Source organism: Streptomyces sp. NPDC037410, assembly GCF_055602235.1.
In genome coordinates, this window is record NZ_JBVJWR010000004.1 from 129,250 (window position 1) to 151,642 (window position 22,393).

General features: G+C 73.7%; 19 protein-coding genes. 12 read left to right on the plus strand and 7 right to left on the minus strand.

Going from position 1 to position 22,393, the window contains the following annotated elements; translation table 11 throughout:
- Positions 1–55: 55 nt before the first annotated feature.
- From ACZ7HT_RS08170 to ACZ7HT_RS08180, 3 genes are read left to right on the plus strand one after another with little or no spacing between them, the layout of a single operon-like run.
- Positions 56–943 carry a DUF5819 family protein gene (locus ACZ7HT_RS08170; protein ID WP_471161417.1) on the plus strand — a complete coding sequence of 296 codons (888 nt, stop codon included), beginning with the start codon at positions 56–58 and terminating at the stop codon, positions 941–943.
- A complete protein-coding gene (locus tag ACZ7HT_RS08175; RefSeq protein ID WP_471161420.1) occupies positions 940–2,244 on the plus strand; it encodes an HTTM domain-containing protein in 1,305 nt (434 codons plus the stop codon). Before ACZ7HT_RS08170 ends, ACZ7HT_RS08175 begins: the two co-directional genes overlap by 4 nt.
- Entirely contained in the window at positions 2,241–2,903 is a 663-nt protein-coding gene (locus ACZ7HT_RS08180; RefSeq protein ID WP_471161422.1) for a TrmH family RNA methyltransferase, read from the plus strand. The genes ACZ7HT_RS08175 and ACZ7HT_RS08180 overlap by 4 nt, the downstream gene beginning before the upstream one ends.
- 42 nt (positions 2,904–2,945) lie before the next feature.
- On the opposite strand, the gene paaN is transcribed toward ACZ7HT_RS08180, so the two are convergent.
- Complete coding sequence (paaN, locus tag ACZ7HT_RS08185; RefSeq protein ID WP_471161425.1) at positions 2,946–4,643, minus strand: phenylacetic acid degradation protein PaaN; 1,698 nt, start codon at positions 4,641–4,643, stop codon at positions 2,946–2,948.
- A 124-nt stretch (positions 4,644–4,767) separates the two neighbouring features.
- On the opposite strand from paaN, the gene ACZ7HT_RS08190 reads away from it, so the two are divergent.
- A complete protein-coding gene (locus ACZ7HT_RS08190) occupies positions 4,768–6,351 on the plus strand; it encodes a 3-hydroxyacyl-CoA dehydrogenase (RefSeq protein ID WP_471161428.1) in 1,584 nt (527 codons plus the stop codon).
- The gene (locus ACZ7HT_RS08195; RefSeq protein ID WP_471161431.1) at positions 6,351–6,944 is read left to right on the plus strand and encodes a TetR/AcrR family transcriptional regulator; all 594 of its coding nucleotides are present in this window, start codon (positions 6,351–6,353) and stop codon (positions 6,942–6,944) included. The genes ACZ7HT_RS08190 and ACZ7HT_RS08195 overlap by 1 nt, the downstream gene beginning before the upstream one ends.
- 96 nt (positions 6,945–7,040) lie before the next feature.
- On the opposite strand, the gene ACZ7HT_RS08200 is transcribed toward ACZ7HT_RS08195, so the two are convergent.
- The gene (locus ACZ7HT_RS08200; protein WP_471161434.1) at positions 7,041–7,580 is read right to left on the minus strand and encodes an Lrp/AsnC family transcriptional regulator; all 540 of its coding nucleotides are present in this window, start codon (positions 7,578–7,580) and stop codon (positions 7,041–7,043) included.
- Positions 7,581–7,757: 177 nt separating this feature from the next.
- On the opposite strand from ACZ7HT_RS08200, the gene pdhA reads away from it, so the two are divergent.
- From pdhA to ACZ7HT_RS08235, 7 genes are all read left to right on the plus strand, one after another.
- Complete coding sequence (pdhA, locus tag ACZ7HT_RS08205; protein ID WP_471162157.1) at positions 7,758–8,918, plus strand: pyruvate dehydrogenase (acetyl-transferring) E1 component subunit alpha; 1,161 nt, start codon at positions 7,758–7,760, stop codon at positions 8,916–8,918.
- Positions 8,918–9,964 carry an alpha-ketoacid dehydrogenase subunit beta gene (locus ACZ7HT_RS08210; protein ID WP_471161437.1) on the plus strand — a complete coding sequence of 349 codons (1,047 nt, stop codon included), beginning with the start codon at positions 8,918–8,920 and terminating at the stop codon, positions 9,962–9,964. Before pdhA ends, ACZ7HT_RS08210 begins: the two co-directional genes overlap by 1 nt.
- Complete coding sequence (locus tag ACZ7HT_RS08215; RefSeq protein WP_471161440.1) at positions 9,964–11,367, plus strand: dihydrolipoamide acetyltransferase family protein; 1,404 nt, start codon at positions 9,964–9,966, stop codon at positions 11,365–11,367. Before ACZ7HT_RS08210 ends, ACZ7HT_RS08215 begins: the two co-directional genes overlap by 1 nt.
- Positions 11,368–11,629: 262 nt before the next feature.
- Positions 11,630–12,517 carry an NTP transferase domain-containing protein gene (locus ACZ7HT_RS08220; protein WP_471161443.1) on the plus strand — a complete coding sequence of 296 codons (888 nt, stop codon included), beginning with the start codon at positions 11,630–11,632 and terminating at the stop codon, positions 12,515–12,517.
- Positions 12,518–12,528: 11 nt separating this feature from the next.
- Positions 12,529–13,815: a molybdopterin molybdotransferase MoeA gene (locus ACZ7HT_RS08225; protein ID WP_471161446.1), complete on the plus strand. Its 1,287-nt coding sequence runs from the start codon at positions 12,529–12,531 to the stop codon at positions 13,813–13,815.
- The gene (locus ACZ7HT_RS08230) at positions 13,812–14,897 is read left to right on the plus strand and encodes a potassium channel family protein (protein WP_471161449.1); all 1,086 of its coding nucleotides are present in this window, start codon (positions 13,812–13,814) and stop codon (positions 14,895–14,897) included. Before ACZ7HT_RS08225 ends, ACZ7HT_RS08230 begins: the two co-directional genes overlap by 4 nt.
- A gap of 78 nt (positions 14,898–14,975) precedes the next feature.
- Complete coding sequence (locus tag ACZ7HT_RS08235; protein WP_471161451.1) at positions 14,976–15,962, plus strand: NAD(P)H-quinone oxidoreductase; 987 nt, start codon at positions 14,976–14,978, stop codon at positions 15,960–15,962.
- 193 nt (positions 15,963–16,155) lie between these two features.
- Here the strand turns inward: ACZ7HT_RS08235 and ACZ7HT_RS08240 are convergent, their stop codons facing one another.
- The 5 genes from ACZ7HT_RS08240 to ACZ7HT_RS08260 form a co-directional block, all read right to left on the minus strand.
- The gene (locus ACZ7HT_RS08240; protein ID WP_471161454.1) at positions 16,156–16,701 is read right to left on the minus strand and encodes a bacterial proteasome activator family protein; all 546 of its coding nucleotides are present in this window, start codon (positions 16,699–16,701) and stop codon (positions 16,156–16,158) included.
- A 97-nt stretch (positions 16,702–16,798) separates the two neighbouring features.
- Positions 16,799–19,663 carry an FtsX-like permease family protein gene (locus ACZ7HT_RS08245; RefSeq protein WP_471161456.1) on the minus strand — a complete coding sequence of 955 codons (2,865 nt, stop codon included), beginning with the start codon at positions 19,661–19,663 and terminating at the stop codon, positions 16,799–16,801.
- Positions 19,660–20,394, minus strand: a complete 735-nt coding sequence (locus tag ACZ7HT_RS08250; protein WP_471161459.1) for an ABC transporter ATP-binding protein — start codon at positions 20,392–20,394, stop codon at positions 19,660–19,662. Before ACZ7HT_RS08250 ends, ACZ7HT_RS08245 begins: the two co-directional genes overlap by 4 nt.
- Before the next feature lie 139 nt (positions 20,395–20,533).
- Positions 20,534–21,235: a PadR family transcriptional regulator gene (locus tag ACZ7HT_RS08255; protein ID WP_471161461.1), complete on the minus strand. Its 702-nt coding sequence runs from the start codon at positions 21,233–21,235 to the stop codon at positions 20,534–20,536.
- An 85-nt stretch (positions 21,236–21,320) separates the two neighbouring features.
- Positions 21,321–22,319: a hypothetical protein gene (locus ACZ7HT_RS08260; protein WP_471161463.1), complete on the minus strand. Its 999-nt coding sequence runs from the start codon at positions 22,317–22,319 to the stop codon at positions 21,321–21,323.
- Between the last annotated feature and the right edge of the window lie 74 nt (positions 22,320–22,393).

A 22,393-nucleotide genomic window follows, 5' to 3' on the forward strand; every position in this document is an offset into this window, starting at 1 on the left:
CGTATGGTGTCAACCCTGTGGATAACCGAGGTGGGTCGATCGGGATCGGGGCGGGATGGACGCGTACGTCGAAAAGGACGCGGTCGAGGTGAGTGGCGAGGGGCTCAGACCCCCCGAGGAACCGCCGGTCACAGCCGCCGAGGACTCGCCAGCCGCCCCTGCTGAGGACCCCTCCGGCGCCCCTGCCGAAGACCCGTCGGTCACCCCCGCCGAGGACTCGCCGGTAGCCCACGGCTCGCCGTCCGCGAGCAAGGTCGACGGGGTCGGGATCATGGCCCTGTCGATGCCCTACCAGGTCGTCGTCGCCGTGGCGCTCGCCGTCGTCGCCGTGTTCACCTGCGTGCACCTGGCGATGGTGTTCCTGCACGTGGCGCCGGCCAACACGCTGACCAAGCGGCACGGCGAGGCCGTCGGCGACTGGATCTATCCCGAGTTCGAGCAGAACTGGAAGCTCTTCGCGCCCAATCCGCTCCAGACGAACCTCTCCGTCGAGGTCCGCGCCGAGCTCACCCCCGGCGCCGACGGCGGACGCCGCACCACCGCCTGGATCGACCTCACCGCCCAGGACATCGAGGCCATCCGCCACAACCCGATGCCCAGCCACGCCCAGCAGAACCAGCTCCGCAGGGCCGTGGACTTCCTCCTGAACACGCACACCGACGACAACCGCCCCAACGGAATGCGCGGCACCCTCTCGGAGCAGTACGTGCGCCGGCTCGCGATGCTCAGGCTCGACGCCCTCGAAGGCCCCGCCGGCGGGTCCCTCGGTCCCGACGTGCGGCGCATCCAGCTCCGCACCGTCTCCCGGACCGTCCCCGCCGCCCGGTGGAGCACCGAGAAGACGCGGACCACCCCCTCCTACCGCGACTTCCCGTGGTGGACGATCACCCAGGCCGACCGGTCGACCGGCACCGGCACGAGCCGCACGGAGGCGGGCCGATGAGCGAGTCCCCCGCCACGATGACCCGCGCCACGCCCGCGCGTGCCCGCGAACCCTTCGACCGCCGGCTCGCCCGCGGCGTGCAGGCCGTCACGGGCCGCACCCTCGCCCCGTACCAGAGCGCGATCGTACGGATCGGCTTCTCGCTGACCTGGCTGCTGTTCCTGCTGCGCGAGCTGCCGTACCGGCACCAGCTGTACGGGCCCGACGGCCCCTGGTCCTGGGAGCTGGCGCAGCGGCTGATCGCCGACAACCGGGCCTTCACCGTGCTCATGTGGTCGGACGGCCGGCTCTGGTTCGAGATCGTCTACGGGCTCGCGGTGCTGTCCGCGGCGCTGCTCCTGGTGGGCTGGCGGACCCGGGCCGTGTCCGTGGTCTTCATGGTCGGCGTGCTCTCGCTGCTGAACCGGTCCGTCTTCGTCGGCGACGGCGGCGACAACGTCCTGCACATCGTCGCGATCTACCTCGTCTTCACCCGCTGCGGCCGGGTCTGGTCCCTCGACGCCCGGCGGGCGGCCCGCGAGGAGCGCGCGGCCCGCGCCGGGGAGCCGCCGCGCCGCGATGTCGTCGGACCGCTGCTGTGGGTCGTGCTCGGCGGCTTCCTCCTCGCCGCCACCTGGTTCAGCGACGTCTCCGGCGAGTGGTGGGTGCCGCTGCTGCTGTGGGTGCTGTGGCTCGGGAACGGGCTGTGGTGGCTGGTCTGCCGGCTCGCGCCCGGAGAGCCGCGCACCGCGCTCGACGCCCTCGCCAACCTCGCGCACAACGCCGTCCTCGTCGTGATCATGGCCGAGGTCTGTCTGATCTACTCCACGGCCGGCTGGTACAAGATCCAGGGATCGCGCTGGCAGGAGGGGACAGCGCTGTACTACCCGCTGCACCTGGACTACTTCTCGCCCTGGCCGTTCCTCTCCGAGCTGCTCGGCTCCAGCGGGGTCATGGTGATGCTGCTGAGCTACGGCACGGTGATCGTGCAGGTCGCGTTCCCCTTCACGCTCTTCAACCGCAAGGTCAAGAACGTCCTGCTCGTCGTGATGATGGCCGAGCACGCCGGGATCGCGGTGCTCCTCGGGCTTCCGGTCTTCTCGCTGGCGATGATCTCCGCCGACGCCGTGTTCCTGCCGACGGCGTTCCTGGTGTGGCTGGGCACCCGGGTGGTCCGGGGCAGGGACCGGCTGCTCAAGCGGGCCCCCGACAAGAGCGCCGACGGGACCTCCGACGCGACCTCCGCCGGGACCTCCGACGAGACGCTGCCCGAGCAGCGCCGTACGGGTGAGGAGCACGGTCCCCGTACCCTCGTCGGGTGAGCACCACGGAAGAACAGCCCGAGCCGGTCCAGTACGACGAGGGGTTCGGCCCCGAGATCGGCGTCGGGCCGCACCCGGAGCCGTGGCCGCGGGACGAGCGGTACGACCCCGAGCTGCTCGCCGGCGGCGACCGGCGCAATGTCGTCGACGGCTACCGGTACTGGACGCGCGAGGCGGTCGTCGCCGACCTGGACACGCGGCGGCACGACTTCCACGTGGCGGTGGAGAACTGGGGCCACGACTTCAACATCGGCTCGGTCGTACGGACCGCCAACGCCTTCCTGGCGAAGGAGGTCCACATCGTGGGCCGCCGCCGCTGGAACCGGCGCGGCGCCATGGTCACCGACCGCTACCAGCACGTCCGGCACCACCCGGACACCGAGTCGCTGACCTCGTGGGCGGCGGCCGAGGGCATCCCGGTCATCGGGATCGACAACCTGCCGGGCTCCGTCCCGCTGGAGCGGACCGTGCTGCCCCGCCGCTGCGTGCTGCTCTTCGGGCAGGAGGGCCCGGGGCTCACCGAGGAGGCCCGCGCCCACGTGGAGATGGTCTGCTCGATCGCGCAGTTCGGTTCGACCCGCTCGATCAACGCGGGCGCGGCCGCCGCGATCGCCATGCACGCCTGGGTGCAGCGGTACGCGGAGATCGAGGCGCCCTGAGGGTGGTGCGGAGGCCCGGTGGGCCCCCGCACCCCCGCTGGATCAGGCCTGGCGGCGGACCTCCACCACCCGGAAGCGGTTGGAGACGAAGGCGCCGTCGCACAGCGCGGCGTTCGCCGCCGGGTTGCCGCCGGAGCCGTGGAAGTCGGAGAACGCGGCCGTCTGGTTCACGTACACCCCGCCCGTGAGGTTCAGCGAGAGCTGGGCCGACTCCTCGAGGCAGACCTCCTCCACCGCGCGCTCGGTGTCCGCCGAGGTCGTGTAGGCGCCGACCGTCATGGCGCCCTTCTCGCGGACCGTGCGGCGCAGCAGCTCCAGGGCGTCGGCGGTGGAGTCCACCGAGACCGCGAAGGAGACCGGGCCGAAGCACTCCGAGAAGTACGCGGCCTGGGCGTCCGGCTTGGAGCCGTCCAGCTTCACGATGACCGGCGTCCGGACGACGGCGTCCGGGTACTCCGGGTTGGCCACCTCGCGGGAGGCGAGCGCGACCTCGCCGAGCCCGGCGGCGGCCTCAAGGCGCGCCTTCACGTCCGGGTTGACCAGGGCGCCGAGCAGACCGTTGGCCCGGGCGTCGTCGCCGAGCAGGCCGCCGACCGCCGCCGCGAGGTCGGCGACGACCTCGTCGTACGACTTGGGGCCCTGGTCGGTGGTGATGCCGTCGCGGGGGATCAGCAGGTTCTGCGGGGTGGTGCACATCTGGCCGCTGTACAGGGACAGCGAGAAGGCCAGGTTGGCCAGCATGCCCTTGTAGTCGTCGGTGGAGTCGACGACGACCGTGTTGACGCCGGCCTTCTCGGTGTAGACCTGGGCCTGCCGGGCGTTGTCCTCCAGCCAGTCGCCGAAGGCGGTGGAGCCGGTGTAGTCGATGATCCGGATCTCGGGGCGGACGGCCAGGGTCTTGGCGATGCCCTCGCCGGGGCGCTCGACGGCGAGCGTGACCAGGTTCGGGTCGAAGCCGGCCTCGGCGAGCACCTCGCGCGCGACCTGCACCGTGAGCGCGAGCGGCAGGACGGCGCGCGGGTGCGGCTTGACCACGACCGGGTTGCCGGTGGCGAGGGAGGCGAACAGGCCCGGGTAGCCGTTCCAGGTGGGGAAGGTGTTGCAGCCGATGACCAGGGCGATGCCGCGGCCGACCGGGGTGAACTCCTTGCTGAGCTCCAGGGGGTCGCGCTTGCCCTGCGGCTTGGACCAGCCGGCCCGCCCGGCGGGCGTGCGGGTCTGCTCCTCGTACGCGTACGCCACGGCCTCCAGGCCGCGGTCCTGGGCGTGCGGGCCGCCGGCCTGGAACGCCATCATGAACGCCTGGCCGCTGGTGTGCATGACGGCGTGGGCGAACTCGTGGGTCCGGGCGGAGATCCGGGCGAGGATCTCCAGGCAGACCAGGGCGCGGGTCTCGGCGCCGGCGTCCCGCCAGGCGCCCATGCCGGCGCGCATCGCGGGGAGCAGTACGTCGAGGTCGGCGTGCGGGTACTCGATGCCGAGCGACGGGCCGTACGGCGAGGTCTCGCCGCCGGTCCAGCCGTCCGTGCCGGGCTGGTCGAGGTCGAAGCGGGTGTTCAGCGTGGACTGGTGGGCGGCGAGGCCCGCCGCGGCGTCGAGCGAGCCGTCCGCGCCGTACGCCTTGGGGTGCTCGGGGTACGGCGACCAGTAGGCGCGCGTGCGGATCGTGGAGAGCGCCTGGTCGAGAGTGGACCGGTGCTTCTCGGCCAGACGGTCGGTGGTCAGCTGAGCGGTGGCCATCGATGGACCAACTCCTCGTCGAGCTGGGCAGGGAGACGCGTACGGAGTTAGAGTAACCGAACGATCGGTCGGGACAAGGGGGTCCGCCGATCCTGTGGAAAACCCATCGGGGAGGATCACTCCTATGAGTGCCGACGTGACCGTCAGGGGGAGCGACGACGTGACCACCAGTGAGACCGCCGCCGAAGGACAGGACCGGACCGCCGCCATCGGACCGGACCGCACCGTCGCCGTCGTCGGCACCGGCACCATGGGCCAGGGCATCGCCCAGGTCGCACTGGTCGCCGGCCACGCCGTGCGCCTGTACGACAGCGCCCCCGGCCGCGCCGCGGAGGCCGTCGCCGCCCTCACCGCCCGCCTGGACCGGCTCGTGGAGAAGGGCCGCCTCGACGCCGCGGCCCGCGAGGCCGCCGTCGGCCGGCTGCACGCGGCCGAGGAGCCCGCCGAGCTCGCGGACGCCGCCCTCGTGATCGAGGCGATCGTCGAGGACCTCACGGTCAAGCAGCGGCTCTTCGCCGGCCTGGAGAAGATCGTCGGCGACGACACCGTCCTCGCCACGAACACCTCCTCCCTCTCCGTCACCGCCATCGCGGGAGGACTGCGGCTGCCCGGCCGCTTCGTCGGACTGCACTTCTTCAACCCGGCGCCGCTGCTCCCCCTCGTCGAGGTCGTCAGCGGCTTCGCCACCGACCAGGACGTCGCCACGCGCGCGTACGACACGGTCAAGGGCTGGGGCAAGACGCCGGTGCGCTGCGCGGACACCCCCGGCTTCATCGTGAACCGGGTCGCCCGCCCCTTCTACGCCGAGGCGCTCCGGGTGTACGAGGAGGGTGCGGCCGACCCCGCCACCATCGACGCCGCCCTGCGCGAGTGCGGCGGCTTCCGCATGGGCCCGTTCGAGCTGACCGACCTCATCGGCCAGGACGTGAACGAGGCCGTCACCCGGTCGGTGTGGGAGTCCTTCTACCAGGACCCGAAGTTCACCCCCTCGCTCGCGCAGCGCCGGCTCGTCGAGTCGGGGCGGCTCGGCCGCAAGTCGGGGCACGGCTGGTTCTCGTACGCGGAGGGGGCGGAGCGGCCCGAACCGCACACCGCGCCGCCGGCCGAGGCGCCCGAGCGGGTCGCCGTACGCGGCGACCTGGGGCCCGCCGAGCCGCTGATCGGGCTCTTCGAGGAGGCCGGGATCACGGTCCGGCGCAAGGGCGGCAACGGGTACGTCCTGCTGCCCGGCGGCGCCCGGCTCTGCCTCGCCGACGGCGAGACCGCCTTCGAGTACACCACCGACGAGATCATCTACTTCGACCTCGCGCTGGACTACGCGCGCGCGACCCGCATCGTGCTGTCCACCGGCGAGCACACCTCGGCCGAGTCCCTCGCCGAGGCCGTGGGCCTCTTCCAGGCACTCGGCAAGCAGGTGTCCGTCATCGGCGACGTGCCCGGCATGATCGTCGCCCGTACGGTCGCGATGCTCGCGGACCTCGCGGCCGACGCGGTCGACCGGGGCGTCGCCACCGCCGAGGACGTCGACACGGCCATGCGGCTCGGGGTCAACTACCCCGCCGGCCCGCTGGAGTGGGCCGGGAACGTGGGCCACGCGCGCGTACGCGATCTGCTCTCCGCCCTGCACGAGTGCTACCCGACGGGGCGGTACGCGCCCAGCCTGGCCACCGCCCGCCTGGGATACGCCGAGGAAGGGCGGGACTCCTGATGACCACGGCGAAGCGCGACACGTACACGCCCGAGACGCTGCTCACGGTGGCGGTGGGGGTCTTCAACGAGCGCGGCTACGACGGCACGTCCATGGAGCACCTGTCCAAGGCGGCCGGGATCTCGAAGTCCTCGATCTACCACCACGTGGCCGGCAAGGAGGAGCTGCTGCGGCGCGCGGTCAGCCGGGCGCTCGACGGGCTCTTCGCGATCCTCGACGAGCCGGGCGCCGGCCGCGGCAAGGCCGTCGAGCGGGTCGAGTACGTCACGCGCCGCACGGTCGAGGTGCTGATCGCGGAGCTGCCGTACGTGACGCTGCTGCTGCGGGTGCGCGGGAACACCGCCACCGAGCGGTGGGCGATGGAGCGGCGCCGCGAGTTCGACCACAGGGTGGCCGATCTGCTGAAGGCCGCCGCCGCCGAGGGCGACCTGCGGGCCGATGTGGACATCCGGCTCGCGACCCGGCTCCTCTTCGGCATGATCAACTCGCTGGTGGAGTGGTACCGGCCGCACCCGGACGCGACGGCGGAGCGCGAGCAGCTCGCCGAGACCGTCGTCCACCTGGCCTTCGACGGGCTGCGCACGGCCCGCTGAGGCCTCGTACGGGCCTTCCCTGTGCCGTCCCCGCTGAATCCCCGCCGAATCCCTCGTACGAGCCCTCTCTGGTCCCCCGTACGGCCCAGTGAGGGCTCAGCGGCCCGGGTCGCGGTGGTCGGGGTCCAGGTCCGTCTCCTCGAAGACCAGCAGCGTCCGCGTGGAGAGCACCTCGGGGATCGACTGGAGCTTGGTGAGCACCAGCTCGCGCAGGGTCCGGTTGTCGGGGGTGTGGACGAGCAGCAGGACGTCGAAATCGCCGCTGACCAGGGCGATGTGCGCGGCTCCCGGCAGGGACTGGAGCTGCTCGCGCACGGTCCGCCACGAGTTCTGGACGATCTTGAGCGTGATGTAGGCGGAGGCGCCGTGCCCCGCCCTTTCGTGGTTCACGCGCGCGCTGAAGCCGCGGATCACCCCGTCGTCGATGAGCCGGTTGATGCGCGCGTACGCGTTGGCACGGGAGACGTGCACCCGCTCGGCCACGGAGCGGATCGATGCGCGGCCGTCCGTCTGCAGGATCCGCAGGATGTCGCGGTCGATGGCGTCCAGGGGGCGCGCGGGAATGCCGGGGAGTCCCGCGGCCGGTCCCGGGGCGACGACCTGCTCCCAGTCCTCGGCCATTTGTTCATCCGCCATGTGCCCCCGCCTCTCTCCGGTGGACGTCCTGCCTTTATCCCAGGCTGTGGAGAACCGTTTGTCCACAGGCTGGAGGTGCCTGTAGCCAAAATGCCTCCACGACCGAACAATCGGTAGGTGAGGCGCGCCACACTCGCGCCACCCGCCTTCGGGTCTTATGCCCGCTCCCACGAGGAGGTGGACTCGTTGCAACAGCGCAGTTCGACAGTCCAAGAGCCGCCCGGTGCCGTTCCCGCCTACCGGCCGACCCCGCCGCCGGCCTGGCAGCCGCGCACCGACCCCGCCCCGCTGCTGCCGGAGGCCGAGCCGCTGCGCGTGCTCGGCACGGACGCCGTGGCCGACGCCGACCCCGCGCTGCTGCTCCGGCTCTACGCGGAGCTGGTCCGCGGCCGCCGGTACAACACGCAGGCCACCGCCCTCACCAAGCAGGGCCGCCTCGCCGTCTACCCCTCCACCACCGGCCAGGAGGCGTGCGAGATCGCCGCCGCCCTCGCCCTGGAGGAGCGGGACTGGCTCTTCCCCTCGTACCGCGACACCCTCGCGGCCGTCGCCCGGGGCCTCGACCCCGTCCAGGCGCTGACCCTGCTGCGCGGCGACTGGCACACCGGGTGGGACCCGCGCGAGCACCGCATAGCGCCGCTCTGCACGCCCCTCGCCACCCAGCTCCCGCACGCCGTGGGCCTCGCCCACGCCGCCCGCCTCAAGGGCGACGACGTCGTCGCCCTCGCCATGGTCGGCGACGGCGGCACCAGCGAGGGCGACTTCCACGAGGCGCTGAACTTCGCCGCCGTCTGGCAGGCCCCCGTGGTCTTCCTCGTCCAGAACAACGGCTTCGCGATCTCCGTACCGCTCGCCAAGCAGACCGCCGCCCCCTCCCTCGCCCACAAGGCCGTCGGGTACGGGATGCCGGGCCGGCTCGTCGACGGCAACGACGCGGTCGCCGTCCACCAGGTGCTCACCGAGGCCGTGGCCCGCGCGCGGCGCGGCGGCGGACCCACCCTCGTCGAGGCGGTCACCTACCGGATCGACGCCCACACCAACGCCGACGACGCGACCCGCTACCGCACGGCCGGCGAGGTCGAGGCCTGGCGGGCGCACGACCCGGTCCTCCTCATGGAACGGGAACTGACCGAGCGCGGCCTGCTCGACGAGGACGGCAGACGTGCGGCGGCCGAGGCCGCCGAGACGATGGCGGCGGAACTGCGCGAACGGATGAACGCCGACCCGGTGCTCGACCCGATGGAGCTCTTCTCCCACGTCTACGCGGAGCAGACGACGCAGCTGCGCGAACAGGCGGCGCAGCTGCGCGCCGAGCTCGAAGCCGAGGGTGAGGCGTGATGACGACCGCGACGACCGGCCCCGCGGCCGCCAAGGCCGGCGGGAACGCCGCGAAGCCGAAGCCCGCCACGATGGCGCAGGCGCTCCAGCGCGCCATGCGCGACGCGATGGCCGAGGACCCGACCGTCCATGTGATGGGCGAGGACGTCGGCACCCTCGGCGGCGTCTTCCGGGTCACCGACGGGCTCGCCAAGGAGTTCGGCGAGGACCGGTGCACGGACACCCCGCTGGCCGAGGCGGGCATCCTCGGCGCGGCCGTCGGCATGGCCATGTACGGCCTGCGGCCGGTCGTGGAGATGCAGTTCGACGCGTTCGCCTACCCGGCGTTCGAGCAGCTGATCTCCCACGTGGCGAGGATGCGCAACCGCACCCGCGGCGCGATGCCGATGCCGATCGTCATCCGCGTCCCGTACGGCGGCGGGATCGGCGGCGTCGAGCACCACAGCGACTCCTCCGAGGCCTACTACACGGCCACGCCGGGCCTGCACGTCGTCACCCCGGCCACCGTCGAGGACGCCTACGGGCTGCTGCGCGCGGCCATCGCCTCCGACGACCCGGTGGTCTTCCTGGAGCCCAAGCGGCTCTACTGGTCCAAGTCCGACTGGTCCCCCGAGGCGCCCGCGCCCGTCGAGCCGATCGGCAAGGCCGTCGTGCGCCGCCGGGGCACCGGGGCCACCCTGATCACCTACGGCCCCTCGCTGCCGGTCTGCCTGGAGGCGGCCGAGGCCGCGCAGGCCGAGGGCTGGGACCTGGAGGTCGTCGACCTGCGCTCGCTCGTGCCGTTCGACGACGAGACCGTCTGCGCCTCCGTGCGGCGCACCGGCCGGGCCGTCGTCGTCCACGAGTCGACCGGCTTCGGCGGCCCCGGCGCGGAGATCGCCGCGCGCGTGACCGAGCGCTGCTTCCACCACCTGGAGGCGCCGGTGCTGCGGGTCGCGGGCTTCGACATCCCGTACCCGCCGCCGATGCTGGAACGACACCACCTGCCGGGCGTGGACCGGGTCCTGGACGCGGTGGCGCGACTGCAGTGGGAGGCGGGGAGCTGATGGCACAGGTCCTGGAGTTCAAGCTGCCCGACCTCGGTGAGGGGCTCACCGAGGCCGAGATCGTGCGCTGGCTGGTCGCCGTCGGCGACGTCGTCGCCATCGACCAGCCGGTCGTCGAGGTCGAGACGGCCAAGGCCATGGTCGAGGTGCCCTGCCCGTACGGCGGTGTCGTCACCGCCCGGTTCGGCGAGGAGGGCACCGAACTGCCCGTCGGCGCCCCGCTCCTGACGGTCGCCGTCGGCGGCACGGGCGCGCCGGAGGAGCTCGCGGAGGCCGCTCCGGGAGCGGGCCGGGCCGACGCCGGTGCGGCCGTCTCCTCGGAGTACTCGGGCAATGTGCTCGTCGGCTACGGCACGGCCGGGCCCGCCGCCCGCCGCCGCCGGGTGCGGCACGCGAACCCGGCGGCCGCTGCAGCCCAGGCGCCGGTCGCCGCGCCGGCTCCGGTGGCGGCTCCTGCTCCCGTGGCCGCTCCGACGCCGGTCGCCGCTCCGGTGGCCGCTCCGGTGGCCGCCGGGCCCGTGGGTCCCGTGCCGGTCATCTCGCCGCTCGTGCGGAAGCTGGCCCGTGACCGGGGCCTCGACCTGCGGGAGGTGCACGGATCCGGGCCCGAGGGGCTGATCCTGCGGGCCGACGTGGAGCTGGCCCTCGCGGCCCTGGAGCAGCCGGTCGCCACCCCGGCGCCCGCCCCTGCCCCTGCGGTGGGTCGCGTCGCGGCCGGTGAGCGGGTCCCGCTGCGCGGGGTCCGCGGGGCGGTCGCGGACAAGCTGTCCCGCAGCCGTACGGAGATCCCCGACGCGACCTGCTGGGTCGACGCCGACGCGACCGAGCTCATGGCGGCACGGTCCGCGATGAACGCGGCCGGCGGGCCGAAGATCTCGCTGCTCGCGCTCCTCGCGCGCATCTGCGTCCACGCCCTGGCCCGGTTCCCCGAGCTCAACTCCACGGTGGACACCGCCGCCAGGGAGATCGTCCGGCTGCCGTCCGTGCACCTCGGCTTCGCCGCCCAGACCCCGCGCGGGCTCGTCGTGCCCGTGGTCAAGGACGCGGGGACCAGGACGGCCGAGTCGCTGACGGAGGAGTTCGCCCGGCTGACGGAGGCGGCCCGGCAGGGTGCGATCACCCCGGCCGATCTGACCGGCGGCACGTTCACCCTGAACAACTACGGGGTGTTCGGGGTCGACGGCTCCACGCCGATCATCAACCACCCCGAGGCCGCCATGCTCGGCGTCGGCCGGATCATCCCCAAGCCCTGGGTCCACCAGGGCGAACTGGCCGTCCGTCAGGTGGTGCAGCTGTCGTTCACCTTCGACCACCGCGTCTGCGACGGCGGCACGGCGGGCGGCTTCCTGCGGTACGTGGCGGACTGCGTCGAGCAGCCTGCGGTCCTGCTCCGCACGGTCTGACGCGTCACGGCCGCGCCGGACGCCTGCCGGACGTCCGCGCCGGACGCCTGCGCCGGACATCCGTGCCGGACGTCCGTGCCGGACATCCGCACCGGACGCCAGCGCCAAACGCCCGCGCCAAACGCCCGCGCCGGACTTCCGCACCGGACGACCGCACCGGACCCCCACCCGGTGCGGCCGTCCGCCGGCGCCGCCGACGGGTCCGTCTCAGCAAGGGAGACGGGCCCGTCGGTCGTGTCCCCCCGCGGCCCATACTGCTGGGGTGACCACCGCATACGACGCCGTCGTGCTCGCCGGGGGAGCCGCTCGGCGCCTCGGCGGCTCCGACAAGCCCGGGGTACGGATCGGGGGCCGGACCCTCCTCGACCGGGTGCTCGCGGCCTGCTCCGACGCCGCCCGGACCGTGGTCGTCGCCGCACCCCGCCCGACCGCCCGCCCCGTCCGCTGGACCAGGGAGGACCCGCCCGGCGGCGGGCCGCTGGCCGCGCTCGACGCCGGCGTACGGGAGACCGGCGCCGACGTCCTCCTCGTCCTCTCCGCCGACCTGCCCTTCCTGGACGGGGCCACCGTCCGGCGCCTCCTCGACGCGTTCGACGCGGCCCCCGCGGCCGAGGCCGCGCTCCTCACCGACGCCGGCGGCCGGGACCAGCCGCTCGTCGCCGCGTACCGCCGCACCCCGCTCCTGCGTGAACTGGCTCTCATCGCCGGCCGGCGCGGCACCCTCGCCGGAGGTCCGCTGCGTCTCCTCACCGGGGGACTGAGCCTCACCCGGGTCGCCGCGGGCCCCCTCGCCTCCTTCGACTGCGACACCTGGGACGACATCGCCACGGCCCGGGCGCGCATCAGGGAGCATGGGACCGTGCTGGATGAATGGATCACCGCAGTCAAAGACGAACTGGGCATCGAACTGGACGTCGACACCGGCGTGCTGCTCGACCTCGCCCGTGACGCCGCCCACGGCGTGGCCCGCCCCGCCGCGCCCCTGACCACCTTCCTGGTCGGTTACGCGGCCGCCCGCGCGGGAGGCGAGGGCGGGGCCGAGGCCGTCGCCGAGGCCGCCCGCAAGGCCGCGGCGCTCGCTCAGCGCTGGGCCGCCGAACAGGACGGCGAGCAGCCCGCCGAGCAGCCCTCCGAACGAGCCACCGAGTAGGACGAGGCCGGATGAAGCCGAAGGAGCCCGTCCCCGTGGCCCCCGCCGCCACCGGCCCCCGGGCCGAGCCGCCGCACCGGGCCACCGCCTGGCCCGAGGCCCGGGCCGCCGCCGCCCGCGCGGGGACCGCCGCGCGGGCCGGCCGCGAGCCGCGGCGCCTCCCGCTCGGGCAGGCACTCGGCCAGGTCCTCGCCGAGCCGCTCCGCGCCCTCACCGACCTGCCCTCGTTCGACACCTCCGCCATGGACGGCTGGGCGGTCGCGGGCCAGGGCCCCTGGACCGTCCGCGCGGACACCTCCGTCCTCGCCGGTCACGCGCCCGCCGCCGCGCTGGCCGACGGCGAGGCCATACGGATCGCCACCGGCGCCCCCGTACCGCCCGGGACCACCGCCGTCATCCGTACCGAGCACTCCCGCACCGAGGGGCTGCTGCTGCACGGCCTGCGGGACGTCGTCCCCCGACAGGACATCCGGCCCCGGGGCCAGGAGTGCCGGTCCGGCGACGAACTGCTCCCCGCGGGCACCGCCGTGACCCCGGTCGTCCTGGGCCTCGCCGCCGCTGCCGGATACGACGAGCTTCCCGTGCCGCCCCGCCCCCGGGTGGAGGTCCTCGTCCTCGGCGACGAGCTGCTCACGGCCGGTCTCCCCCACGAGGGGCTCATCCGTGACGCCCTCGGCCCGATGCTCGGCCCCTGGCTGGCGGCACTCGGCGCCGAGGTGCTCGGCACCCGGCGGATCGGCGACGACGCCGAGGAGCTGTACGCGGCCGTCACGGGCTCCGCCGCCGACCTGGTCGTCACGACCGGAGGCACCGCCGCCGGGCCCGTCGACCACCTCCACCGGGTGCTCGACAAGGCCAGCGCGACGCTCCTGGTCGACGGGGTGAAGGTCCGCCCCGGTCACCCGATGCTCCTCGCGGCCCTGGGCGGCGGCCGCCACCTCGTCGGCCTCCCCGGCAACCCGCTCGCCGCCGTCTCCGGCCTCCTCACGCTCGCCGAGCCGCTCCTCGCCGCCCTGGCCGGCACCGCACCCACCGGAGGCCGGGGCCGTGCGCCCGTCCTCGACGAGGTGCACGGGCACCCCCACGACACCCGGCTCGTCCCCGTCGTCCGCCGGGGCGACCACCTCGTTCCGCTGCACTACAACGGGCCGGCCATGCTCCGGGGCATCGCCGTCGCGGACGGCATGGCCGTCGTCCCGCCCGGCGGCGCCCGGTCCGGCCAGGAGCTGGACGTCCTCGACCTCCCCTGGCCGCCGACGTCGGGCGCCGTACCGGCCCAAGGAGCGTGTTTCACGTGAAACTTCCCAGCCGTGACGTGATGGCACGCAACGCGGAGGAGCGGGTCTCGGGTCCCCGGGTCCAGCTCCCCCGCAGGGTCGTCGAGCGGCCGCTGCGGCAGGTCGGCAAGCGGCTGCTCATGGCGCTGGGCGTGCTGGCCGTGACGGTGCTCATCGTCTACGCCGACCGTGGCGGCTACCACGACAACGCCGACGAGAAGCTCGACTTCCTGGACTGCGCCTACTACGCGACGGTGACGCTCTCCACCACCGGATACGGCGACATCGTCCCGTACAGCGACTCGGCGCGGCTCGCCAACATCCTGCTGGTCACGCCGCTGCGCGTGCTGTTCCTGATCATCCTGGTCGGCACCACTCTCGAGGTCCTCACCGAGCGGACCCGGGAGGAGTTCCGGCTGAACCGCTGGAGGTCCACCTTGCGCGACCACACCGTCATCGTCGGGTTCGGGACGAAGGGGCGGTCCGCGATCCAGACGCTCTGCGCGACCGGGCTCCGCAAGGAGCAGATCGTCATCGTCGACCCCTCCACCAAGGTGATCGAGACGGCGAACGCGGACGGGTTCGTCGGTGTCATCGGCGACGCGACCCGCAGCGACGTGCTGCTCCGCGCCGAGGTACAGCGGGCCCGGCAGATCGTCATCGCCACCCAGCGCGACGACACGGCGGTCCTGGTCACCCTCACGGCACGCCAGCTCAACAAGGGCGCGAAGATCGTCGCCGCGGTCCGCGAGGAGGAGAACGCGCCGCTGCTCCGCCAGTCCGGCGCGGACGCGGTCATCACCAGCGCCAGCGCCGCGGGCCGTCTGCTCGGCCTCTCCGTGCTCAGCCCCAGCGCCGGCACCGTGATGGAGGACCTCATCCAGCAGGGCTCGGGCCTCGACCTCGTGGAGCGGCCGGTGACCAAGAGAGAGGTCGGCAAGAGCGTGCGGGAGACCGGTGACCTGGTGGTCAGCGTGCTCCGCGGCCACCGGCTGCTCGGTTACGACGACCCCGCGGCCAGCCCGCTCCAGCTCATGGACCGGGTGATCACCATCGTGCGCGCCACGCCGGTGACCCCGCTGTCCACGCCGCCGGAGGACTGAGCCGGCCGACTGAGCCGGCGGCCTGGGCAGGCGCACTGCGCCCGAGGACCGACCCGCCGGACGAGTAGCCTCGCCGCCATGTATGCGATCACGATTCCGGAACCCGGCGGTCCCGAGGCGCTCGTCTGGGCCGAGGTGCCCGATCCCGTACCCGGCGAGGGCGAGGTCCTCGTCGAGGTGGTGGCCAGCGCGGTCAACCGCGCCGATCTGCTCCAGCGCCAGGGCTTCTACGACCCGCCGCCGGGCAGCTCCCCGTACCCCGGTCTGGAGTGCGCGGGCCGGATCGTCGCGCTCGGCCCGGGGGTCTCGGGCTGGGCCGTCGGCGACGAGGTGTGCGCGCTGCTCTCCGGCGGCGGTTACGCGGAGAAGGTCGCGGTCCCGGCCGGCCAGCTCCTGCCGGTGCCCGAGGGCGTCGACCTGGCCACGGCCGCGGCGCTCCCCGAGGTCGCGTGCACCGTCTGGTCCAACATCTTCATGATCGCCCACCTGCGGCCCGGCGAGACGCTGCTCGTGCACGGCGGCGCGAGCGGTATCGGCACGATGGCGATCCAGCTGGCGAAGGCGGTCGGCGCGCGGGTCGCGGTCACCGCGGGAGGCCCCGAGAAGCTGGCGCGCTGCGCCGAGCTCGGTGCGGACATCCTCATCGACTACCGCGAGCAGGACTTCGTCGAGGAGCTGGCGAAGGCGACGGACGGGGCGGGCGCGGACGTCATCCTGGACATCGTGGGCGCGAAGTACCTGGAGCGGAACGTGAAGGCGCTGGCCGTGAACGGCCGACTGGTCGTCATCGGCCTCCAGGGCGGGGTGAAGGGCGAGCTGAACCTCGGGGCGCTGCTCGCGAAGCGCGCCGCCGTCATGGCGACCACGCTGCGGGCTCGTCCGGCGGAGGAGAAGGCGGCGATCGTCGCGGCCGTACGGGAGCACGTCTGGCCGCTGATCGGCGCGGGAACGGTCCGGCCGGTCGTCGACCGCACCGTCCCGATGCCGGAGGCCGCCGAGGGCCACCGGGCCCTTGAGGACGGCCGCCACGTCGGCAAGGTACTGCTGCTCACCCCGAGCGCCTGACGGCCGACGAGCGACCGGGGTACCGGAGCCCGGAGCCGTCGGCGGTCGGCGGCATCGGCGACCGGCACCGTCGGCACCGGCGCGTGACCCCGCCGCGCCCGGCACCGCCGGTGCCTGACACCGGCGCCCGTGGCGCGGAGAAGGGCCCCGCACACCAGGTGTGCGGGGCCCTTCTCCGGAGGGCGGGCGCTGCCTACAGGTACGGGCCCGAGCGGACCGCGTGGCCGTGGCCCTGGTCGTCGTCATCGTCGTGCGACGCGCCCGGAGGCAGGGCGCGGCGCATCTGCTCCAGCTGGGCGCGGGCCGCCATCTGCTGGGCGAACAGCGCCGTCTGGATGCCGTGGAACAGGCCCTCGAGCCAGCCCACCAGCTGCGCCTGCGCGATGCGCAGCTCCGCCTCGGAGGGGATCGCCTCGTCCGTGAACGGCAGGGAGAGCCGCTCCAGTTCCTCGACCAGTTCGGGCGCGAGCCCGTCCTCCAGCTCCTTCACGGAGCTGGCGTGGATGTCCTTGAGCCTGACCCGGCTCGCCTCGTCCAGAGGGGCCGCCCGTACTTCCTCCAGGAGCTGCTTGATCATGCTGCCGATCCGCATGACCTTCGCCGGCTGCTCGACCATTTCCGTCACCGGGACCTCGCGGGGTTCGTCGTCGCCCTGAGTGCCGCCGAGCGCCGTCCCGTCCTGTCCCACGATGAGGACCTGGGGGCTCTCCTGCGACCTGTCATTCCTCGGCATCTCCATGCCGCCATTCTCTCGTACGCACGCTTCCTCACAGGGTGTGCCCCTGTACGCGGGTGATCCACCCTCGTGCAGGGGCACAGGACGGGAACGAAGACCGTCAGGTCGCCGCACGCCGGGCCAGTGCGCCGCGCGAGCGGGTCACCAGGGCGGCGAGGATCGCGGCGCCGAGCGGGACGGCGACGAGCAGTCCGGCCAGCGTCTCCCAGGGGATGACGATCGGCACGTCGGGCGGGGTCAGGTCGCCGCTCCAGCCCTCGGCGAGGTTCTGCTCGTAGTAGCGGAGCTGATCGCGCTCCTCGGTGAGCCGGAGTCCGACGGCGGGCAGCAGCCCGGCGGCCGAGCCCAGGAGCACGCCCATCGCGGCGACGACTCCGCACTGGAATCCGCTGAGCGTACGGCGGACCCGGGGCGGGGCGCCGACGGCGGCGAGCGTCTTCAGGTCGGCCTCGGCGTCGGCCTGGGCGAGTCCGGTGGCGATGCCGGCGGCGCCGATGGTGACCAGGCCCGCGAAGACGGCCAGCGCGAGCAGGACGATGCCGTACTCGTTGACGAACCCTTCCTCCAGGTGGAATTCGACGTTGCCGCCGAGCTTGGCGAGGTCGCTGTCGAGCTTCTGGCGCTGCTCGGAGTCCGGGAGCCGCTCGGTGCTGACGTACACGCCGAGCGGGGCCGTGGAGAGGCCGGCGGCCTTGGCGGTGGCCGGGGTCATGAGGGCCTGGAGGCCGTAGGACTTCTTGTCGCCGGGCACCAGGTAGGCGGGCAGGGTGCTGACCTTGCCGGGGCTGGGGCGGCCCTCCTGGGAGGCCTTGTCGGCGGCGGGGATGTCGGTGATCTGCTTGATCCCGATGGTGCCCTTCCGGTCGACCAGGGTGCGGTTGAAGGCGACGATCCTGCCGTCGGCGAGGGCCTTCTCGGTCGCCGGGTCGTCGACGCCGAGGACCTTGAGCAGACTGGCGTCACCGACGAGCAGGCCGCCGTCGGAGACGTACATCCCGCTGCTCGCGGACTCCTTGCACCGCCAGTCCTCGGTGACCAGCTTCCGCCGCTGCTCGGGCGTGTACTTCTCGGCGGGGTCGCCGCCGCCCGGGACGGACGCGTACAGCGGGCACTCGTTCGCCCGCGGGACGACGACCTCGTAGCGGCCGCAGCCGCCGCCGCTGTCCCAGGCCGCGCAGCCGGGCTTGCCGACCGAGACGCGCGCGACGTCGGCGCGGACGTCGACGGGGAAGTTGCGCTGGACGGCATCGCGGACGGCGGGGACGTCCCGGCCGCCCTCCTCCTGGACGAAGGCGGAGGCGACGCCGTACGGCAGGGTGGCCTCGTAGCCCGCCCTGTTCTCGGCCTCGCGGCTGGCCATGTACGTGGAGACGGCGACCGTGCCCGCGACGGCGGCGAGGACGGCGGCGACGGCGGGTGCCGTTCGGCCCCGGTTGCGGACGGCGTCCCGCAGCGCGAGGCGCGGGGAGAGCGGCAGCCAGCGGCCGGTCCGCCCGAACAGGCCCACCAGGGCCGGCGTCATGGCGACGACGCCGAGCTCGGCGAGGGCGGAGCCGGCCGCCACGAGGACGACCTGCTGGGAGACCATCGAGCCGAAGAGGGCGACCGCGCCGCCGATGAGGAGGGCCGCCAGGCCGACCACGGGCAGCACGCGGCTGCTGCGACGGATCCCGCGCCGGCCGGTGAGCGAGGCGAGGACGGTCTGCCGGGAGGCGGTGAAGGCCGGGACGACCGCGGCGAGCAGACCGGTCAGGACGGCGAGCAGGGCGATGCCGAGCAGTTCGAGCGGCCGGATGTCGAAGGCCCCGAAGCGCTGGCTCATGGCGTCCTCGAGGACCGGCTCGAGCACGAGCGTCAGGATCAGCGCGAGGACGATGCCGGTGACGGCGGCCGCGACGCCGATGACCAGGCCGCCGCTGAGCACGATCGCGCGGATGTGGCTGCGGGCACCGCCGTTGGCCCCGACGAGACCGAGCTGGCGGCGCGAGCGACGGGCGCCGACCGCGAAGGCGGGACCGGCGAGCAGGCAGATCTCCAGCATCGCCAGGCCGACGACGGTGGCGAGGGAGGCCAGGTCTGCGGCGGAGGCGCCCGAACTGGCCTCGTAACCGCCGAAGCCTTCCTTCTGGTTGAGCGGCACCTCGGACCTGGCGGGCGGATCGAGCACCACGGCGCGCGAGACGACGGCGACGCCCTTGGTGTTGATCTCCTTCACGGTGTTCCACGTGAAACCACCGGACGAGCGCACCAGGTACGAGACGGAGAGGTCGGGCGCGGGCAGACCGGCCTTCTCGACCGCCTTAGCGTACGGGGCGAGGAAGGCGCCGGGCAGCGCGTTGACCTGGTCCGTGGTCAGGGAGTCGGGAAGTTCGTAGGAGCCGACGATCCGGTACGGGCGATCGAAATTGCGGGCGGAAAGGGTCGCGCCGATCGACAGACCACTGGTCTCCAGGAAGTGCGAGGTCGCCATGACCTCGTCGTTCTTCTCCGGGAAACGCCCTTCCAGGAGCGTCATGATGCCGCGGGCGACCGGATCGGACGCCTTGAGCTCACGGACGTCGGCCCCGAGCAGACCGTGAGCCGTCGTCAGCTTGGCCGAACCGGAGCCGTCCGTCAGGACGGTGGAGCCCGCCGGGATGGTCTTCGTGACGTCCGTCGGGCCGCTCGGCCACGGCTCGTCCTTGTAGTCCTTGACCGTCGTGTGCATCTCGCCGGCCGGGTCCTGGAAGATCGGGACACCGCTGACCTGGGCGTCGCTGAAGCGCGCGTCGGCCGCGCCGATCGTCCGCTCCAGCTTCTCGGCGGGGGAGAGCTGGGAGCTGCGGTAGGTCAGATCGAGGGCGCTGACGCCCAGGATGGGCAGCGCGATCATCGCGAGGACGAGAGCGCTGCGGCCCTTGGAACGCCAGGCGTCGCGGCGGGCGATGCGGATCGCGGCCCGCCAGGAGTGGAACCAGGTCTTCACGCCTCAGCCACCTGGCCCGAGAGGAGGGAGTCGGCCTCGCTGCGCACGGTCTGGTCGACGATCGCGCCGTCCCGCAGGAACACGACCCGGTCGGCCCAGGCGGCGAACCGCGGCTCGTGGGTGACGAGGACACCGGCGGCGCCCGCATCGCAGCGGGAGCGGAGCAGGGCGAGGACGGACTCGCCGGTCTCGGAGTCGAGGGCGCCGGTCGGCTCGTCGGCGAGGACGAGACGGCGGTCGCCGACGAGGGCGCGGGCGATGGCCACGCGCTGCTGCTGGCCGCCGGACATCTCGTCGGGGAAGCGGTCGGCGAGGTGGCCGAGGCCCATCTCCTCCAGGGCGGCGACGGCCTCGACGCGCGCCTTGCGGGCGGAGGTCCCGTCCAGCTCGCGGGGCAGGGCGACGTTCTCGGCGGCGGTCAGAGCCGGGATGAGGTTGTAGTCCTGGAAGACGTACCCGATGCTGCGGCGGCGCAGGGCCGCGAGCTCCTTGACGGTCGCCGCGGTGATGTCGGTGTCCTCGACGATGACCCGGCCCGAGCTGGGGGTGTCCAGGCCGCCGGCGATGGTGAGCAGCGTGGACTTGCCGGAGCCCGACGGGCCCATGACGGCGACGAGTTCGCCGGGGTACACCGCGAGGTCGATGCCGCGCAGGGCGTGCACCTCGGTGGCGCCCGCGCCGTGGACGCGGGTCAGGTTCTGCAGTTGCAGCACGGGTTGCTGTGTCGACATGGAGGGGTCCCCCCGTTGGTCGTACGCGACGGTCGGGCCGCGTACGGGAGCGTGCGGTGGAAGGGTGGTGCGTCAGCGGTACGGGCGGGGCGCGAGGGTGCGGTCGACGCGCCCCGGGCGTACCGGAGGTCGAAGTGCGTTACGACGCCGGGGCGCCCGGGGCGGCCGGGACTGCTGGGACTGCCGGGGCGGTCGGAGTCACGGCCCAGCTCGCGGAGGTCCCCGAAGCCGGGGTCTCCGAAGCCGGGGTCTCCGAAGCCGCAGTAGTCGTAGCCGCCGTAGCCGTAGCCGTAGCCGTAGCCGACAGCCGGATCAGCCGGGATTCGCAGTGGTCCAGCCAGCGGGCCTCCGCCTCGGTCTGGAAGATCAGCTGCTCCAGGACGAGCAGCCAGGCCACGTCGTCCCGCTCCCGGGCCCCGCCGCCCTCGACGGCCAGCAGGGCCTGGGCCTTGAGCCGGGTGTAGTCCTGCATCGCCTTCACGGTGTGCCGGCGCTGGGACTGGATGACGTTCCGGATGTCGACGCCGGGCGCGCCCACGGCCATGGCGAGCTTGATGGCCAGCTCGTCGCGCGCGGGGCTGGTGCGGTCCACCGGCTTCTCGAACCAGGTCCTGAGCTCGGCGCGACCGCTCTCGGTGATCGTGTAGAGCGTGTGCCCGGCCGCGTCCTCGCCGCCCTGGGCGACCATGCCGTCGCGCTCAAGACGGTTGAGGGTCGTGTAGACCTGGCCGACGTTGAGCGGCCAGGTGGAGCCGGTGCGGGACTCGAACTCCGTACGGAGCTGGGAGCCGTAGCGAGGGCCGCGTTCGAGGAGGGCGAGGAGCCCGTGGCGGATCGACATACTCAGTATGTATACCGGGTATGCCGCGCCGGACAACCGTCCTGAGGGGGACCGGCGAGGTCCGACTCAAGGGGGACCCGGTGGGTCAGCGGCGGCGCATCCGGAGCCCGAGGAAGCCGATGCCGAGCCCCATCAGGGCCAACCCCACGCCCAGGGTGAGGACGGGAATCCGCTGGTCACCGAGGGTGGACGAGGCCTCGGCCGAGAGGTCGGGCGCCGCGGCGGGCACGCTGGCGGGCGCGGCCTCGGGCGGCAGCGGGTCCCCCTCGCGTACCGATTCGCCGGTCTCCTCGGCGGCCTGGTGCTCGCGCGGAGTTGTAGCGGTTTCGGTACGAGAGGGGCCGGGCGACGGCGTCTTGGTGGCCGACGCGGTGGTCGACGGGGTGGCCGACGCGGTGGTCGACGGGGTGGCGGACTCGGGGCGTCCGGGGTGGGGCCGGCCCTCCCCGGCGGGCCGCCCCGCGAGGGAGGCGGAGGCGCCGGGGGTGGGGGCGTCGGAGGGCCCGGCGCTCGGCGCGGCCGTGGAGGACGGCGCCCCGGTGCCGGTGGGCGCGGGCGCCGGGGAGGCGGGCGCGGTGCCGCTCGGCGGCGCCGACGGCGAGGCCGGCGAGGAGCCCGAAGGGGAGGGGGAGTCCGGCGGTTCGGTCGACGGGGGCGAGGCGGAGGGCGGGGTGGCCGCCGGCGTGGGGACGCCCAGCGCCAGTGCCGTCCCGCGCCGCAACGACGAGGCGTCGGGGGCCTCCGCCGTCCCGCGCCGCAACGACGAGGCGTCGGGGGCCTCCGCCGTCCCGCGCCGCAACGACGAGGCGTCGGGGGCCTCCGCCGTCCCGCGTCGGAAGGACGAGGTGCCCGGGGCCTCCGCCGTCCCGCGTCGGAAGGACGAGGTGCCCGGGGCCTCCGCCGCCCCTCGCCGCAACGACGAGGCGTCGGGGGCCTCCGCCGTCCCGCGTTGCCGGAACGAGGATCCGGGGGCCTCCGCCGCGTACGTGAAGGGCGTGGCGTACAGGGCGCAGGCGCAGGTGAACACGCAGGTGAGCGCGGGGCGGAGAGCCCGCGCGCGTGCCCTGCGGAGTACTGGAGTCACCGGGTGACCCCCCTCCCGTACCGAGCCGCCGAGATGGTCGACTCAGCGTAAACACGCCGGAACATTTCCGGCAT